General features: G+C 72.7%; 18 protein-coding genes. 6 read left to right on the top strand and 12 right to left on the bottom strand.

Annotated features, from left to right (window positions below):
• Positions 1-63 precede the first annotated feature (63 nt).
• The gene (locus tag AB0N03_RS26980; protein ID WP_364377199.1) at positions 64-1,083 is read left to right on the top strand and encodes a DNA polymerase domain-containing protein; all 1,020 of its coding nucleotides are present in this window, start codon (positions 64-66) and stop codon (positions 1,081-1,083) included.
• A 2-nt stretch (positions 1,084-1,085) separates the two neighbouring features.
• Here the strand turns inward: AB0N03_RS26980 and AB0N03_RS26975 are convergent, their stop codons facing one another.
• The gene (locus tag AB0N03_RS26975) at positions 1,086-1,700 is read right to left on the bottom strand and encodes a hypothetical protein (RefSeq protein ID WP_364377197.1); all 615 of its coding nucleotides are present in this window, start codon (positions 1,698-1,700) and stop codon (positions 1,086-1,088) included.
• A 339-nt stretch (positions 1,701-2,039) separates the two neighbouring features.
• Here AB0N03_RS26975 and AB0N03_RS26970 point away from each other — a divergent pair, with 339 nt between their 5' ends.
• Together AB0N03_RS26970 and AB0N03_RS26965 are read left to right on the top strand one after the other, a co-directional pair.
• Entirely contained in the window at positions 2,040-2,432 is a 393-nt protein-coding gene (locus tag AB0N03_RS26970) for a DUF6221 family protein (protein WP_360683134.1), read from the top strand.
• Positions 2,433-2,480: 48 nt separating this feature from the next.
• Positions 2,481-3,458 (top strand): MsnO8 family LLM class oxidoreductase, encoded by a 978-nt coding sequence (locus AB0N03_RS26965; RefSeq protein ID WP_364377196.1) that lies wholly within the window; start codon positions 2,481-2,483, stop codon positions 3,456-3,458.
• 71 nt (positions 3,459-3,529) lie between these two features.
• Here AB0N03_RS26965 and AB0N03_RS26960 read toward each other — a convergent pair whose 3' ends face one another.
• Entirely contained in the window at positions 3,530-4,186 is a 657-nt protein-coding gene (locus tag AB0N03_RS26960) for a maleylpyruvate isomerase N-terminal domain-containing protein (protein WP_364377195.1), read from the bottom strand.
• A gap of 19 nt (positions 4,187-4,205) precedes the next feature.
• Positions 4,206-5,759 carry a helix-turn-helix domain-containing protein gene (locus AB0N03_RS26955; protein WP_364377193.1) on the bottom strand — a complete coding sequence of 518 codons (1,554 nt, stop codon included), beginning with the start codon at positions 5,757-5,759 and terminating at the stop codon, positions 4,206-4,208.
• A 124-nt stretch (positions 5,760-5,883) separates the two neighbouring features.
• On the opposite strand from AB0N03_RS26955, the gene pruA reads away from it, so the two are divergent.
• Entirely contained in the window at positions 5,884-7,512 is a 1,629-nt protein-coding gene (pruA, locus tag AB0N03_RS26950; protein WP_364377191.1) for an L-glutamate gamma-semialdehyde dehydrogenase, read from the top strand.
• Between the two features lie 25 nt (positions 7,513-7,537).
• Complete coding sequence (locus AB0N03_RS26945; protein ID WP_364377190.1) at positions 7,538-8,467, top strand: proline dehydrogenase family protein; 930 nt, start codon at positions 7,538-7,540, stop codon at positions 8,465-8,467.
• A gap of 66 nt (positions 8,468-8,533) precedes the next feature.
• Here the strand turns inward: AB0N03_RS26945 and AB0N03_RS26940 are convergent, their stop codons facing one another.
• Complete coding sequence (locus AB0N03_RS26940; RefSeq protein ID WP_364377188.1) at positions 8,534-8,905, bottom strand: thioredoxin family protein; 372 nt, start codon at positions 8,903-8,905, stop codon at positions 8,534-8,536.
• 83 nt (positions 8,906-8,988) lie between these two features.
• Here AB0N03_RS26940 and AB0N03_RS26935 point away from each other — a divergent pair, with 83 nt between their 5' ends.
• Positions 8,989-9,231 (top strand): DUF2630 family protein, encoded by a 243-nt coding sequence (locus tag AB0N03_RS26935; protein WP_364377186.1) that lies wholly within the window; start codon positions 8,989-8,991, stop codon positions 9,229-9,231.
• Positions 9,232-9,365: 134 nt separating this feature from the next.
• On the opposite strand, the gene AB0N03_RS26930 is transcribed toward AB0N03_RS26935, so the two are convergent.
• From AB0N03_RS26930 to AB0N03_RS26895, 8 genes are all read right to left on the bottom strand, one after another.
• A complete protein-coding gene (locus AB0N03_RS26930; RefSeq protein ID WP_364377362.1) occupies positions 9,366-10,916 on the bottom strand; it encodes an alpha/beta hydrolase in 1,551 nt (516 codons plus the stop codon).
• Between the two features lie 101 nt (positions 10,917-11,017).
• The gene (locus AB0N03_RS26925) at positions 11,018-12,097 is read right to left on the bottom strand and encodes an ATP-dependent DNA ligase (protein ID WP_364377184.1); all 1,080 of its coding nucleotides are present in this window, start codon (positions 12,095-12,097) and stop codon (positions 11,018-11,020) included.
• Positions 12,098-12,123: 26 nt separating this feature from the next.
• Entirely contained in the window at positions 12,124-12,723 is a 600-nt protein-coding gene (locus AB0N03_RS26920) for an alkaline shock response membrane anchor protein AmaP (RefSeq protein ID WP_364377182.1), read from the bottom strand.
• A complete protein-coding gene (locus AB0N03_RS26915) occupies positions 12,720-13,256 on the bottom strand; it encodes a DUF6286 domain-containing protein (protein WP_364377181.1) in 537 nt (178 codons plus the stop codon). Before AB0N03_RS26915 ends, AB0N03_RS26920 begins: the two co-directional genes overlap by 4 nt.
• A 2-nt stretch (positions 13,257-13,258) precedes the next feature.
• Positions 13,259-13,609: an Asp23/Gls24 family envelope stress response protein gene (locus tag AB0N03_RS26910; protein ID WP_364377179.1), complete on the bottom strand. Its 351-nt coding sequence runs from the start codon at positions 13,607-13,609 to the stop codon at positions 13,259-13,261.
• Positions 13,606-13,782: a hypothetical protein gene (locus tag AB0N03_RS26905; protein WP_013224542.1), complete on the bottom strand. Its 177-nt coding sequence runs from the start codon at positions 13,780-13,782 to the stop codon at positions 13,606-13,608. The genes AB0N03_RS26910 and AB0N03_RS26905 overlap by 4 nt, the downstream gene beginning before the upstream one ends.
• A 40-nt stretch (positions 13,783-13,822) precedes the next feature.
• Positions 13,823-14,074: a hypothetical protein gene (locus AB0N03_RS26900; RefSeq protein WP_364377178.1), complete on the bottom strand. Its 252-nt coding sequence runs from the start codon at positions 14,072-14,074 to the stop codon at positions 13,823-13,825.
• Complete coding sequence (locus tag AB0N03_RS26895; RefSeq protein ID WP_364377176.1) at positions 14,071-14,508, bottom strand: Asp23/Gls24 family envelope stress response protein; 438 nt, start codon at positions 14,506-14,508, stop codon at positions 14,071-14,073. Before AB0N03_RS26895 ends, AB0N03_RS26900 begins: the two co-directional genes overlap by 4 nt.
• Between the last annotated feature and the right edge of the window lie 12 nt (positions 14,509-14,520).

Genomic DNA, 14,520 nt, shown 5'->3' with positions numbered 1-14,520 from the left:
TCATGACGTCCGGCGGGCGGTTTCGCGAGGGCCCGGGAGCGCGATCACCGCTAGCGTGGCCGCATGCCCAAGCACGGTGACCCGGTCGAGTACGAGGTGGGCGGGCGCACCGTCCGCGTCTCGAGCCCGGACAAGGTGTACTTCCCCCAGCGCGGCATCACCAAGCGGCAGGTCGTCGAGCACTACGTCGCCGTCGGCGGGCCGCTGCTGCGCGCCATCGGCGAGCGGCCGACCACGCTGAAGCGCTACGTCGACGGCGTCGAGGGCGAGTGGTTCTACGCCAAGCGCGTGCCCAAGGGCGCGCCGGAGTGGCTGGAGACCGCCGAGATCACCTTCCCGTCGGGCCGCAAGGCCGCCGAGGTGTGCCCGACCGAGCCCGCCGTCTTCGCCTGGGCGGCCAACCTCGGCACGTTCGACTTCCACCCGTGGCCGGTCCGCCGCGCCGACGTGGACCACCCGGACGAGCTGCGCATCGACGTCGACCCGCCGGACCGGGCCGGGTTCGCCGACGCGGTCGAGGTCGCTCAGGTGGTCCGCGAGGTGCTCGCCGACGCGGGGCTGACGGGCTACCCGAAGACGTCCGGCGGCCGCGGGGTGCACGTGCTGGTCCGCATCCGGCCGGAGTGGGACTTCGTCGAGGTCCGCCACGCGGTCATCGCGCTGGGCCGCGAGGTTTCGCGGCGGATTCCCGAGAAGGCGACGATCGCGTGGTGGAAGGAGGAGCGCGGCGGCCGGGTGTTCCTGGACTACAACCAGGCGGCGCGCGACCGCACGGTGGCGTCGAGCTGGTCGGTCCGCGGCACCCCGCGGGCGACGGTGTCGACGCCCCTGACGTGGGACCTGCTGCCGGAAGTCGACGCGGACGACTTCGACGTGCTGACGATCCCGGCGTTCTTGTCCGAGCACGGCGACCTGCACGCGGCGATGGACGAGGAGGCGTTCGGGCTGGAGAAGGCGCTGGAGTGGTACGAGCGCGACCTGCGGGACCACGGGCTGGGGGACATGCCCTACCCGCCGGACTATCCGAAGATGCCGGGGGAGCCGAAGCGGGTCCAGCCCAGCAAGGCGCGGCCGGAGGAGTGACCTCACGGCTTCCGGCAGCTGACCGCTGTCACGCTCGCCTTGGGCGCGACCTTGGTGGTTTTGGTACTCACGACGGTGCGGTCGACGCGGTAGGACGAGCCGCCCTGCGCGTAGGCGGTCTCGATCAGCTCCCCGGAGCTGTCTCCCGAGATGCTGTAGGTGATGTCGCACTCCCAGAGCAGGGTGCTCGCGCCGAGGAAGGCCAGCTTCGGCTCGACGACGACGTTGCACCCCGCCGAACCGAAGCACTGCTTGGAGACGACCGCCAGATCGACGGAGTAGTCCTTCGCCGTGGGCTCGGGAAGCGCGGGCACGGTCGTGGTCGGCGCGACGAGAGCCGGAATCGAGGGACTGCTGGTGGCGGGCGCGGCGGCGTCGCGAGGCCGGACCCCGCCGTCGGCGGCGACCCAGGTCCCGCCGGGGCCGACGCAGGGGACTGCTTGGGACTTGTCCAGGCACGGGCTCGAAGTCGCCTTGCCGAAGGCGATCGCCAGCACGACGCCCACCGCGAGGGCGGGGATCACCAGCGCCACGCCGACGACCCACGGCCACTTCCGGCGCTTCGGCGGGGCGGTGACCGGCGGGAGGTACGGCATCTGCGGGAGGGGAACGGACATGGCTGCCTCCGGGACTCTGGTGTCCGGGACAGACGCCGCGGCCGGGGCCGGTGTTACTCAGCGGCACCGAATCCCCCCGATCGGTACCGAATGTAATCAAAGCCACCACCGTGCCGCGCGCCACTCTCCGCCCCGGGCGAGCCCTCAACGGCTTAATCGAAACCTCACGCCGGAAAACGCGGAGTGATCAGTTCGCTGCCCGCTGTCGCCTTTCGGGTCACAAATGGCGTACAGCCGCCGCAATGGTCTCGACCACCGGCACGAACGGCGTAACGTGCGGTCCCGGATCTACGACAGTTCGGCAGACATGTCCTGGGGCGAGTTCGAGGGAGGCCCTCAGTGGACGACCTGATCGCATTCCTCGCCGCGCGCGTGGGCGCGCGGCAGGCGATGATCATGCAGGCCGTCAACAAGGCCAAGGCGGGCGACTCGATGAACCGCGGCGAGACGAAGGTCGCCGTGGAGCAGAAGATCCGCGGGCTGACCGACCTGGACCTCGACGCGGTCAACCAGATGATCAACGAGATCGAGGCGACCCGGCGGATCCTGCTCGCGCACCGCACCACGGTGTCGGAGAAGGTGCCCGGCTTTCCGCTCTACGGCAGCGAATACTGGTGTGAGACCTGCCACGTGCCCGCCGACGAGGCCGGCTCCAACTGGTGTCTCACGCTGCGCCTGCTGGCCCTGCCCTACACCGACCACCCGGACTACAGCGAGCGCTGGCGCCCCTGACGGGAATCCCGCCTCGCGCCGGGCGTTGCACCCGGGGTGAGGATCTCCGTGCTCGACCGCTCGCCGGTGCGGCGTGACGCCGGGACCGCGCGGGCGCTGAGGGACACCGTCGCGTTCGCCGCCGACGCCGAACGGCTGGGTTACCACCGGTTCTGGGTGTCCGAGCACCACGGCGTGCCCGGGGTCGCCGGGTCGGCGCCGACCGTGCTGGCGGCGGCCGTCGCCGCGGCGACGAGCGAGATCCGCGTCGGCACCGGGGGCGTCATGCTGCCGAACCACCGGCCGCTGGTCGTCGCGGAGCAGTTCGGCGTCCTGGAAGCGCTGCACCCGGGCCGGATCGACATGGGACTGGGCCGGTCGGTCGGCTTCACCGCCGGCGTCCGTGAGGCGCTGGGCCACGGCAAGGAAGCCGCCGACGACTTCGGCGCGCAGGTCCGGGAGCTGCTCGGGTTCTTCACGGGCTCGGATCCGGGCGTCCACGCCTACCCCGCCGAGGGCCTGCGCGTGCCGCCGTTCCTGCTGGCCACCGGGTTCGGCGCCGACCTCGCCGCCGAACTCGGGCTGCCGCTGGTGATCGCGCCGGTCCGCGGCGAACGCGCCCTGGTCGAAGCCGTGACGCGCTACCGCGACGGGTTCCGGCCGTCCGAGTGGGCGCGTGAGCCGTACGTCGTCGTGTCGTCGGCGATCGCCGTCGCGGACTCGGCCGCCGACGCCCGCCGCCTGCTCGTCTCAGAGGCCTGGGCGACGGTGTATTCGCGCTCCCACGGCGTCTTCCCGCCGCTGTCGCCGCCCGCGGAGGTCCTGGCCCTGCCGATGACCGACCGCGAGCGCAGGCGGCTGGAGGAGACCCTGGACGGCCAGATTTCGGGCACCCCGGCCGAAGTCGAGGACCGGCTGGGGGCGCTCGTCGCGGCGGCGGGCGCCGACGAAGTCCTCGCGACGACGGCCGCCTACGACCAATCCGCACGGCTCGATTCTTTCGCCGCGCTCGCCGAACTCGCGCGTGTCCGGGTCGCCATTTCGTGACCCTCTGACGAATTGGCCGGCAATCATGTCGGTGATTCGATCGCGAATGATGGCGACGGCGTGTCGAATGTTTACCCGAGCACGAACGGCAGGCGCGCGGTCAGGTCGCCCAGAACCTCGCGCTCGGCCTCGGAAGGGGAGCGGCGGCCGGTCGCCACCAGCAGCACGTCCTCGTCCGAGAACGACGCCGGGAACGCCGTCCCGCCGATCTTCTCCAGCAGCGAGCGGGTCGCCGTCAAGCCCTCCGCGGGCGGTCCCGGAACCGAGGTCAGGTGCGCCACCAAGTCGAGGTGGTGCAGCGTCCACTCCAGGACGTACGCCGACAGGTAGTCGCCCGCCGTCAGGACCATCTCCTGCGTCGACACCCGCATGCCCGGGTCCGCCAGGTCGGCCGCCCGGCCCGCCGCCGCGCCCACGTCGTCGAGGTGGAACTTCAGCAGTGCCGGGTCCTCGTACGCCGCCGCCAGGCGGACGATCAGCGCGTCCAGCGGGTCGTCGCCCGAGGGAAGGGTGTCCGCCAAAGACCAGTACGTCACCGCGTCGTGCGTCACCACCGAAGAAGCCGGCGTGACCAGCGTGATCAACACGTCCTGCGCGTCGATCACCAGGTGGCACACCAGGTCCCGGACCAGCCACCCCCGGCAGCCCGACGGCTTCGCGAACTCCGAGTCGGGAAGGGCAGCGACCGCGGCGCGCAACGCCGCCCACGTGCGCGAGAAGAGATCCACGCCGGCGAAGCTAGCAGGGTCAGAGCCTCAGCTGCAGCTGAGTGAGGATCCGCTGCGCGGGGTCGGCGAAGTCCACTCCGGACACTTCCGCCGCCCGCCGGACGCGGTAGCGGACCGTGTTGGGGTGGATGTTCAGGGCCCGGGCCGCCGCCCGGACGTCGCCGAACGCGTCGAGCCACGCCAGGACCGCCGGCACCAGGATCCCGCCGTGCTCGGTGTCGTGCTCCACCAGCGACGTCAGCCGCGGGTCGCGGATGCGCGGCTCGGCATCCAGGAAACCCAGGACCTCCGACAGCAGCACCTCCGCGCGGACGTCGGCCAGCGACGCGACGTCGGCCGCCCAGTGCCCGCGCGCCATCGCCGCCAGGACGCGGTCGGCGTCGCCGCGGGACGCCGCCGCGGCCGACAACCGCGGCACCACGCCGCCCAGCGCCGCCCGCACCGGGACGTCCAGGTGCCGCCGCGCGGTGCCCACGATCTCCTTCGCCAGGGCCAGGACCGCCGCGTCCGAGTGCTCGGGCAGGTCCGGCAGCAGCGCGTAGACGCGGCCGCCGATCACGCTCACCAGCGCGCTGCGCCGGTAGGCCGCCGTGTGGACGGCGATCAGGTGCACCAGCTCGGCGCGGCGCAGCTGGCGGTTGTCCGATCGCTCAAGCGAAAACGCCAGCACCTGCGCCGGCCGGGCCGGGTCCGCGCCGATGTCGTCGGCGACGGACTCCGCGTCCAGCCGGCCTTCCAGCAGGCTCGCGAGGAGGTCCTCCCGCAGCCGCAGCTCCGGACTGGGCAGCGTCCGGGCGCGGATCAGCTGCGGCGCGAGGGTGCGGCTCGCGCCGAGCAGGGCCGTCTCGGCGCGTTCGGTCAGCGGCTGGGCGCCCTCCTGGACCCAGATCGTGCCGAGCGGCTGCTGGCCGGCGTGGATGCCCGCCGCGATGCGCCGGCGGATGCCCAGCTCGGGTCGTTCGTCGATCCGGACGATCCCTTCACCGGCGCGAAGCCGCTGGTAGACGCCCCATTCGCGCAACATCGCGAGGTAGCGTTCCGGGCCTTCGCGGCCGAGGATCGACAGCCGCCGCAGCTCGTCGACCTCGTCGCCCGCCCGCGAGTAGGCGAGCACGCGGTTCGCCGTGTCCTCGATGCTGACCAGGCCGCCGGTGAGCGTCGCGATCGTCTGGGCCAGGGCGAACAGGTCGCCGAGCACCTCACCGCCGGCCGCCTCGCCGCCCGCGCGCGCCGCCTCGACGACCCCCCGGGCCAGCGACTCCACCTGCTCCCAGCGCGCCTCCGCGCCGACGGTGAGCAGCGCGACGCCCGCGTCGGCGGCGACGTCGGCACCCGCCGCGCCCTTGACCGCCACCGCGGCCGCCCCGCCCCGCCCGGCCGCACGGATCGCGGGTGCCGCCGCCCGGCCGCGCGCGCCGATCACCAGCACCAGGTCGCCCGGCCCGGCTTCCAAGGGGTCTTCGGGGTCGAGGATCACGACGTCGGAGACCGGGACGCCCAGCCCGTGCGGGGCGACGACGACCTCGACCAGCGGCTCCCCGAGGGTGGCTAACACGTGCCGCAGCGACGTCACCGCCGTGTTATCCGATCAGCCAAGATCATAGGAGCGATTTTAGCCGGTTGAACAACCCGCCACGACGTGTCCGGAGTTACCGTTCGGGGCATCCAGCCGTTGCAGGAAAGGCAGAGGAGCCGCCGTGGACGCCGTGACCCAGACCCCCGCCCCGAAGAACGAGCCGGTGCTGACGTATGCGCCGGGCAGCGCTGAGCGCGCGGAGCTCGAGGGTGCGCTCAAGCGGCTGGGCCAGGCGGAACCCCTCGACTTCACGGTCACCGTCGGGGGCGAGCAGCGTCCCGGTGGCGGCGAGAAGATCGAGGTCGTCCAGCCGCACAACCACCGTCACGTGCTGGGCACCATCCACAGCGCCACGCAGCAGGACGCGACCGACGCGATCGCGGCCGCCGCGAAGGCCGCGCCGGAGTGGCGCGCGCTGTCCTACGACGACCGCGCCGCGATCCTGCTGCGCGCCGCCGACCTGCTGACCGGCCCGTGGCGCGCCACGCTCAACGCCGCCACCATGCTCGGGCAGTCCAAGACCGCGACCCAGGCCGAGATCGACGCCGCCTGCGAGCTCGCCGACTTCTGGCGCTTCAACGTCGAGTTCGGCCGCCGCGTCCTCACCGAGCAGCCGATCAGCTCGCCGGGCGTGTGGAACCGGCTGGAGCACCGCCCGCTGGAAGGCTTCGTCTACGCGATCACGCCGTTCAACTTCACCGCGATCGCCGGCAACCTGCCGACCGCGCCCGCGCTGATGGGCAACACCGTGCTGTGGAAGCCGTCGCCGACGCAGTCGTTCGCCGCGCACCTCACCATGCGGCTGCTCGAAGAGGCCGGGATGCCGCCCGGCGTCATCAACCTGCTGCCGGGCGACGGTAAGGCCGTTTCCGAGGTCGCCCTGACCCACCGCGACCTGGCCGGCATCCACTTCACCGGCTCGACCCCGACGTTCCAGCACCTCTGGGGCACGATCGGCGCGAACATCGCGGGCTACCGCGGCTACCCGCGGCTGGTCGGCGAGACCGGCGGCAAGGACTTCATCGTCGCGCACCCGTCGGCCGACGTCGACGTCCTGCGCACCGCGCTGGTCCGCGGCGCTTTCGAGTATCAGGGCCAGAAGTGCTCCGCGGCTTCCCGGGCGTACGTCCCGCGCAGCGTCTGGAACCGGGTGAAGGACGGTCTCGTCTCCGAGACCGAGGCGCTGTCCTACGGCGACGTCACGGACCTCTCGCACTTCGGCGGCGCGGTCATCGACCGGCGCGCGTTCACCAAGCACACGGAGCTGTTCGACCGCGTTCGCGGTGACGCCTCGGTGGAGATCCTCACCGGTGGCACCGCCGACGACACCGACGGCTTCTTCGTGCAGCCGACGATCCTCGTGTCCGACAACCCGAAGCACGAGATCTTCTCGACCGAGTACTTCGGGCCGATCCTGTCGGTGCACGTCTACGAAGACGGCGACTTCGACGCCGTGCTGAAGCTCGTCGACGAGACGGCCGCGTACGCGCTGACCGGCGCGATCATCGCCAACGACCGCACGGCCGTGGCTAAGGCGTCCGAGACGCTGCGGTTCGCCGCGGGCAACTTCTACGTCAACGACAAGCCGACCGGTGCCGTCGTCGGCCAGCAGCCGTTCGGCGGCGCGCGGGCCTCGGGCACCAACGACAAGGCGGGCTCGATCTTCAACCTGCAGCGCTGGACCAGCCCGCGCTCGATCAAGGAGACGTTCCTCCCGCCGACCGCCGTCCGTTACCCGCACCAGGGCTGAGCCCTCTCGAGACTGGGAGACCGTCATGCTGCGTGCCCCGTTGCTCGCCGCCGCCCGGTCGAAGGGCATCCGGCGGCTCGTCGAAGCGGTGCCCGCCACGCGATCCGTGGTGCGCCGGTTCGTGGCCGGGTCCGAGACCGCCGACGCCGTCCGCGTGGCCAGGGAACTGGCGGCGGACGGCCGGCGGATCACCCTCGACCACCTGGGCGAGGACACCACCGACGCCGCGCAGGCCGCGTCGACCGTCGCGGCCTACGAAGCCGTGCTGACCGCGCTGGCCGCGGAAGGGTTGGCCGAGGGCGCCGATGTCTCGGTGAAGCTGTCGGCGGTGGGGCAGTTCCTGCCGTCGAACGGCGAGGACGTCGCCTTGGAGAACGCGCGGAAGATCTGCGCGGCGGCCGAAGCGGTCGGGGCCACCGTGACGCTCGACATGGAGGACCACACCACCACGGACTCGACGCTCGGCATCCTGCGCGAGCTGCGCGGCGAGTACCCGTGGGTGGGCGCGGTGCTGCAGGCCTACCTGCGGCGCACCGAGCAGGACTGCCGGGACCTGTCTGGGCCCGGCTCGCGCGTGCGGCTGTGCAAGGGCGCGTACGCCGAGCCGGAGGCGGTCGCATTCGCCGGGAAGTCCGAAGTGGACAAGTCCTACGTCCGCTGCCTGCGCGTCCTGATGGCCGGGCAGGGCTACCCGATGGTGGCCTCGCACGACCCGCGGATGATCGAGATCGCCGCCACGCTGGCGGTCGAGAACGAGCGCGAGGACGACGACCACGAGTTCCAGATGCTCTACGGCATCCGGCCGGAGGAGCAGGCGCGGATCGCGGCTTCGGGCTCGCGCATGCGCGTCTACGTGCCCTACGGCGACGAGTGGTACGGCTACTTCATGCGCCGCCTGGCCGAGCGCCCGGCGAACCTGGCGTTCTTCCTGCGCGGGCTCGCGACGAAGTCCTGAACACCGTGAAGGCCACCTTCAGGAACTTCAAGTTCCTGAAGGTGGCCTTCACGGCTGTGGTGGTGATCAGGCCTGTTCGGCCTCGGCTTCGGCGGCCTTGCGCTTGACCTCGTCCATGTCGACCTCGCGAGCCTGCTTGATGAGCTCTTCGAGGGCCGGCTCGGGCAGCGCGCCCGGCTGCGCGTAGATCAGCGTCTTGTCCCGGATGATGGCCAGCGTCGGGATGGAGCGGACGTCGAAGGCGGCGGCGAGCTGCTGCTGCGCTTCGGTGTCGACGCTCGCGAACACGAGGTCGTCGTGCTTCTCGGAGGCCTTTTCGTAAACCGGCGCGAACTGGCGGCACGGTCCGCACCAGCTGGCCCAGAAGTCGATGAGGACGAACTCGTTGTCGGCCAGCGTCTGGTCGAAGTTCTCGGCAGTCAGCTCAACGGTGCTCATGCCCTGGTCAACGAAGCGGGGGCGGCGGGAATTCCCCGGGCCGGGGTAGCGTCACCACCGAGCAACCGTACGAGGAGGAACACATGGCCGACGGCGAAATCCTGGGCCGGATCGACGAACTGATCGCGGAGGAGCACGAGCTCCGGTCGCGTTCGGTCGGCGTGGGGCTGGGCGGCGGCGACAAGGATCGCCTCACCGCGGTCGAGCAGCAGCTCGACCAGTGCTGGGACCTGCTCCGGCAGCGGCGCGCGAAAACGGAGTTCCACGAGAACCCGGACGAGGCCGCGGCCCGCCCGGTCTCCGAGGTGGAGTCCTACCGCCAGTGATCCCAAGGTCGACACGCGTGATTGCGGAGTCGACACTCGTGATTGAAGGGTCGACACGGCACTGACACCGTGTCGACCCTTCAATCACGAATGATGACTCCGCAATCACGCGTGCTGACCCTTCGATCACGGGGTCAGGCGGGGCAGAGGGTGCCGTCGGCCGGGACTTTGCCGTCCACCAGGAACGCGCGGGCCGCGTCCGTGACGCACGGGGACGCGCCCACCGCGCCGTGGCCCGCGCCCTGCCACGTGATCGTCACCGCCGTCGGCATCTGGTCGGCCGCGCGGGTGCTGCCCACCTGGGGCGTCACCGGGTCGGCCGCGGTGGCCGTGACCAGGATCGGCGGCGCGCCCGTCGCGCCCGCCGGCGGCAGCGGCTCGGTCCGCACCGGCCACGGTCCGCACCAGGCCAGCTGCTGGGCGACGACCGCGCCGAACTCCGGGTACTTCGCCCGCATCCCGGCCCCGACCTGGTCGAGCTGGTCGGCCGAGAGCCGGGTCTGGCTGTCGTTGCAGCGGGTCGCGATCGTGACGTCGAGCCGCGACGGCTGCGCGCGCGAGTCGTGCAGCACCGGCGCGACGAACGCCGCCAGCGGCCCGATGTTCCCCGACCGCGCCGCCGCGATCGCGTCGGCCAGCTCCGGCCACCGCGAGCGCTGCGCCAGTCCCGCGTAGACGGCGTACATCGCGACCCCCGGCCCGAATGCGACGCCGTCGTCGGTCAGCGGCGCGATGTTCTGCCGCAGCTGTCCGGTCAGCGCCGCCAGGGCCGCCTTCGGGTCGCCGAGGGTGCACTTGCGGGCCGCGCAGTCCGCGGCGAAGGCGTCCAACGTCGATTGGGCGCCGGCGGCGACCGCGTCGAGCACCGCGGCGGTGTCCGGGCCCGGGTCGGGGACGCCGTCGAGCACCATCCGGCCGACCTGGCCCGGGAAGCGCACCGCGTACTGCGAAAGGACCTTCGAGCCGTCGCCGCGGCCGATCGCGTCGAGCCGTTCCATGCCCAGCTGCTTGCGCAGCTCGTCGAGGTCGCCGGCGCTGCGCCAGCTGTCCAGCGCCGTCTGCGAGTCGTCCAGCTCGATCGCGCACTGCTGCCCGGCCTTGCGCGCGGCGTCCAGCACGTCCTGCAGGCCGCCCTGCGCCGGGTCCGCGTCGATCAGGTCGTGCCGGATGTCGGGGGGCACGCACTGGACGGCGCCCGAGAGCCCGGTGCCGCGCCGGTCGAGGCCGATCAGCGAGAACTTCGCCAGGAACGCCGGTGGCAGCGTCGCGGCCAGCCGCGCGGCGTACACGGTGCCGGGTTCGCCGTCGACGTCGTCGACCACGACCAGCGGCACCGGCCCGGTGCCGACCTTCAGCGCCAGCAGCCGCACCACCGACCGCCGGGCCTCGCCGGGCGCGTCGAGCGGCGCGGTGACCCGGGCGCAGGTGAAGTGCAGGCTGTCCGGGACGGCGGGGGTGCCGATCCGCTGCCGGGTGTCGTCGTCGCAGTCGGCCCACCGCAGCGACGGCGACTGCGGTTCGCCCAGCGGCGGCAGCGGCACCGGCGGGGTGCCGGTGGGCGTGCCGGCCGTCGTCTTCCCGTCGTTCTCGACCAGCGCCGGACGGACCGACGGCCCGGCGGCGCACCCCGCGGCGGAGGCCAGGGCGAGCAGCGCGACCAGGAGACGGGAACGGCGGCGGCGCACGGGCGAAGTCCTCACGTCGATCAGGAGCAGCGGTCGATCAGGTGCAGCGGTCGATCAGGGCAGGCACCGCCGAGCTTCGCACGGCCGGTGTGGGACGCGGGTTAGCGGGTCCGCACGACCTGGCCGCGGAACACGGCGTCGAGGTCGTAGCGGGCCGGTTCCTCCAGCTGCGTGTAGTCGCACGACGCGGGTTCGCGGTCGGGACGCCAGCGCTTGAACCGCGCGTTGTGCCGGAACCGGGACGGCATGCCGCCTTCGGTGTTTTCGTAGGCGACCTCGACGACGCGCTCGGGCCGCAGCGGCACCCATTCGTGCTCGGTGGCGCGCCAGCGGGTGATCCCGCCGGGGATCCGCTGTCCTTCGCCTTGCGCGCGACCGCCCCACGGGTGGTCCTCACCGTCGGTGACCAGCGGCGCGAGCTCTTCGGCGAGTTCACGACGGCGGTCCTTGGGGAACGACCCGACGGTGCCGACGTGGTGCAGCACGCCCTTGTCGTCGTGGAGGCCGAGCAGGAACGAGCCGACGAGTTCGCCGGGCCCGCCGTCGACGTGCCAGCGCAGCCCGGCCAGCACGCAGTCCGCGGTGCGCAGGTGCTTGTACTTGTGCAGGACGCGCTTGCCCGGCGTGTACGGCTCGTCCAGGGGCTTGCCGATGACGCCGTCGAGGCCCGCGCCCTCGAAGAGCTCGAACCAGTGCCGCGCGGTGGCGGGGTCGTTGGTCGCGGGGGTGAGCGCGAACCGGTCGCCGGCCAGCTCGACGAGCCGTTCGCGCCGGGCCGACGTCGGCTCGTCGAGCAGCGACTCGTCGTCGAGGGCGAGGAGGTCGAAGGCGACGAACTCGGCGGGCTGCTCGGCGGACAGGAGCGTGATGCGGCTTTCGGCGGGGTGGATCCGCTCGGTGAGCGCGTCGAAGTTCAGCCGCCCGTCGCGCGCGACGACGAGTTCGCCGTCCAGCACGACCCGCGGTGGCAGCGTCTCCAGCAGCCGCGCGACGGCTTCCGGGAAGTACCGGTTGAGCGGCTTTTCCGCGCGGGACTGCAGGTACAGCTCGTCGCCGTCCTTGAAGACGATGCAGCGGAAGCCGTCCCACTTCGGCTCGAACAGCAGGCCTCCGGAGTCCGGGATGGCCTTCGCGGGCTTGGCGAGCATCGGCTTCAGCGGCGGCTGCAGCGGTAGGGGCATGCCCGCATTCTGCGGAAAGACGCCGCTCAGCGCACGCGTTTCGCCGCGCTCGTGTCGAGTTCCAAGCGGACGGCCGTGGGCAGGACGTCGAGCCCGAGCGACTCCCGCGCCCTGGTCAGCACGCGCGCGTCCAGGTCTTCCCAGACGCGTTTGAGGTCGGTTCCCTCGTGCAGCCACAGGGTGACGCGCAACGCCGGAGACGTCCGCGAGCCGACCGCGCGGACCCGGGCCCGGCTGACGCCGTCGAGCTGTTCCGCGTCGGCCTGGACCGCGCCGGAGATCGCGCCGGCGGTGACGACGAGCTCCGCGCCCTCGGTGCGGTCGAGGTCCACGTCGGGCCGCGGCTCCGGGCGCAGCGAACGCAGCGTCCCGCGCAGGCCGAGCACGAACAGCAGGACGCCGAGCCCGATCGCGACCATGCGGGCGGGCGTGGCGTGGCCGCCGAGCCAGTCGAGGGCCATCGGGTCGAGCAGCGGACGGCGGCCGCGGAACTCGCCGAGCACGCCGAAGCCGACCACCAAGGCGAGCGCCCCGCCGGCCAGGGCCAGCAGCCCGACGAGGAACGTGAGCGTGCGTTCGCCCGTGTACGACCGGGAAAGCGCCTTCGCGGCGACGGACTTGCTCATCGGCGGTCCTTGGGGGAGTCCACGACGACCGAGACTTTGGGCCGCCGCACGAGCGGGACGTCGTCGAGCAGCGCGGACACCGTCGCCAGCAGGCGCGGCCGCAGCTCGCCCTCGGTTTCGAGGGTGCTCTTCGCGCGGACGCGGACGCGGCGGGCGCTCGCGGTGACCGACGCGCCGGCGACGTTGTCCTGCGCGCGCACGGTGAGGCCGACCAGCCGGGCCAGCGAGCGCGGCGACGTCGAGACGCTCACTTCGTCGGCCGGGTCGGTGAGCCGGATCGCGCGGCTCCCGGCGGCCAGCGCGCACAGCAGCAGGACCAGGCCGGCGGCGGCGAGCACGCCGGCGCCGACGCGCACGGCGTAGGCGTCCCAGCCCAGCGACGCGAGTTCGGCCTGCCAACGTGGCCACGGCACCAGCAGCGGTCCCGATCCGGGGCGCCACCAGTGCCAGCCGACTTCGAGGGCGAGCAGCGCGCCGGCGGCCGCGAAGGCCAGGGCGAGCAGGGTGGACAGGAGGCGGACGAGCGGGCGCACGGCTACCGCACCCTCGGCGGCACGGCCGGCCGGAGCGCGGACACCGTCACGGCCAGGGTCCGGACGTGGTAGCCGGTGAGCAGCTCGACCTCGCCGGTGACCTTCTCCCGCACGACGTCGACGACGGTCCGCACCGGCGCCGGGTACTGAAGGGGCAGGTCGAGGGCGAGGTCGACGTCGTTGTCGAGGCCGCCGACCTTGGCCTTGGCGCCCTTCTTTCCATCCGGCGAGGTGCCGGGGACCTGGTCGGCGGCGTGCTGGGCGACCTTGCGCACCACGGCGTGCGCGACCGTGAGGGTGCCGCGCTCGGCCGGTTCGGCGAGGTCGCGCGGCACGTCCAGGACGCGGCTCACTTGTCGCGGCCCTTGCCGAAGAGCTCGCCGAGGTCGAGCTCGCCGTCGAGGACCCGGCCGGCGACCAGGCCGATGATCCCGACGGCCAGGGTCACCAGGAACGCGGTGAACCCCTGGGTCGCGGCCAGGCCGAGGATCAGCCCGGCCAGGAGCCCGGTCTGCGTTGCGTTCACATGTCCTCCTTGGACGGTCCTTGGTAAGAGAAAGTGCGGGTCACCGCACCCGGGGCGGACGGCGGCGGCGGAACCGGCCCCGCAGCGCGGCGATCCCGCGCCGGCGGGTGACGAAGCTGACCGGGGCGTCGTACCGGGAGTCCACTTCGGACTCAGGAGATCCTTGCGCCCGGAAGCGGGCCAGCCCGGCCGCGAACTCCGCCGGGTCCCCGCCCACGTCCGGGTGGTGCGCGCGCACGAAGGCGCGGAAGGCCGCCCGGCCCGCCGCGTCGCCCGGGTCGCGGCCGGTCATTCCACCCGCGTCGATTCGGGTTCTTCCTCGCCCGGCAGGTGGATGTCGTTGACGGCGATGTTCACCTCGATCACCTCGAGGCCGGTGATCTGCTCGACCGCGGTGATCACGTTGCGCCGCACCGCGCGGGCGACGTCGGCGATGCGCGCGCCGTACTCCACGACGACGTCGAGGTCGATCGCCGTCTGCTTCTCGCCGACCTCCACCGCGACGCCGGCGGTCGTGACCGTGCCGGAGCCGGGGATGCGTTCACGCAGGGCGCCGAGCGCGCGCGACACCCCGCCGCCGCCCAGCGCGTGCACCCCGGCGACCTCGCGGGTGGCCAGGCCGGCGACCTTCTGCACGACCACCGACGAGATCGTGGTGCGGCCGGCGGCGCCCTCCTCGTTGAGCGGGGTCACCGTGCCGGGGCTTTCGGTCCGTTCCGGGTACATGCGTGCGGGCTC

Origin of the sequence: Amycolatopsis sp. NPDC051061 (assembly GCF_040682935.1) — a bacterium.
GTDB lineage: Bacteria > Actinomycetota > Actinomycetes > Mycobacteriales > Pseudonocardiaceae > Amycolatopsis.
The sequence above is the reverse complement of the archived record's forward strand: the minus strand, read 5'-3'. Positions and strand labels throughout refer to the sequence as shown.

Coding starts and splice junctions, on each gene's coding strand:
- AB0N03_RS26935 (WP_364377186.1), top strand. CDS start 8,989: ATGGCCGACGGCGAAATCCTGGGCCGGATCGACGAACTGATCGCGGAG.
- AB0N03_RS26920 (WP_364377182.1), bottom strand. CDS start 12,723: ATGAGCAAGTCCGTCGCCGCGAAGGCGCTTTCCCGGTCGTACACGGGC.
- AB0N03_RS26945 (WP_364377190.1), top strand. CDS start 7,538: ATGCTGCGTGCCCCGTTGCTCGCCGCCGCCCGGTCGAAGGGCATCCGG.
- AB0N03_RS26975 (WP_364377197.1), bottom strand. CDS start 1,700: ATGTCCGTTCCCCTCCCGCAGATGCCGTACCTCCCGCCGGTCACCGCC.
- AB0N03_RS26925 (WP_364377184.1), bottom strand. CDS start 12,097: ATGCCCCTACCGCTGCAGCCGCCGCTGAAGCCGATGCTCGCCAAGCCC.
- AB0N03_RS26895 (WP_364377176.1), bottom strand. CDS start 14,508: ATGTACCCGGAACGGACCGAAAGCCCCGGCACGGTGACCCCGCTCAAC.
- AB0N03_RS26980 (WP_364377199.1), top strand. CDS start 64: ATGCCCAAGCACGGTGACCCGGTCGAGTACGAGGTGGGCGGGCGCACC.
- AB0N03_RS26940 (WP_364377188.1), bottom strand. CDS start 8,905: ATGAGCACCGTTGAGCTGACTGCCGAGAACTTCGACCAGACGCTGGCC.
- AB0N03_RS26900 (WP_364377178.1), bottom strand. CDS start 14,074: ATGACCGGCCGCGACCCGGGCGACGCGGCGGGCCGGGCGGCCTTCCGC.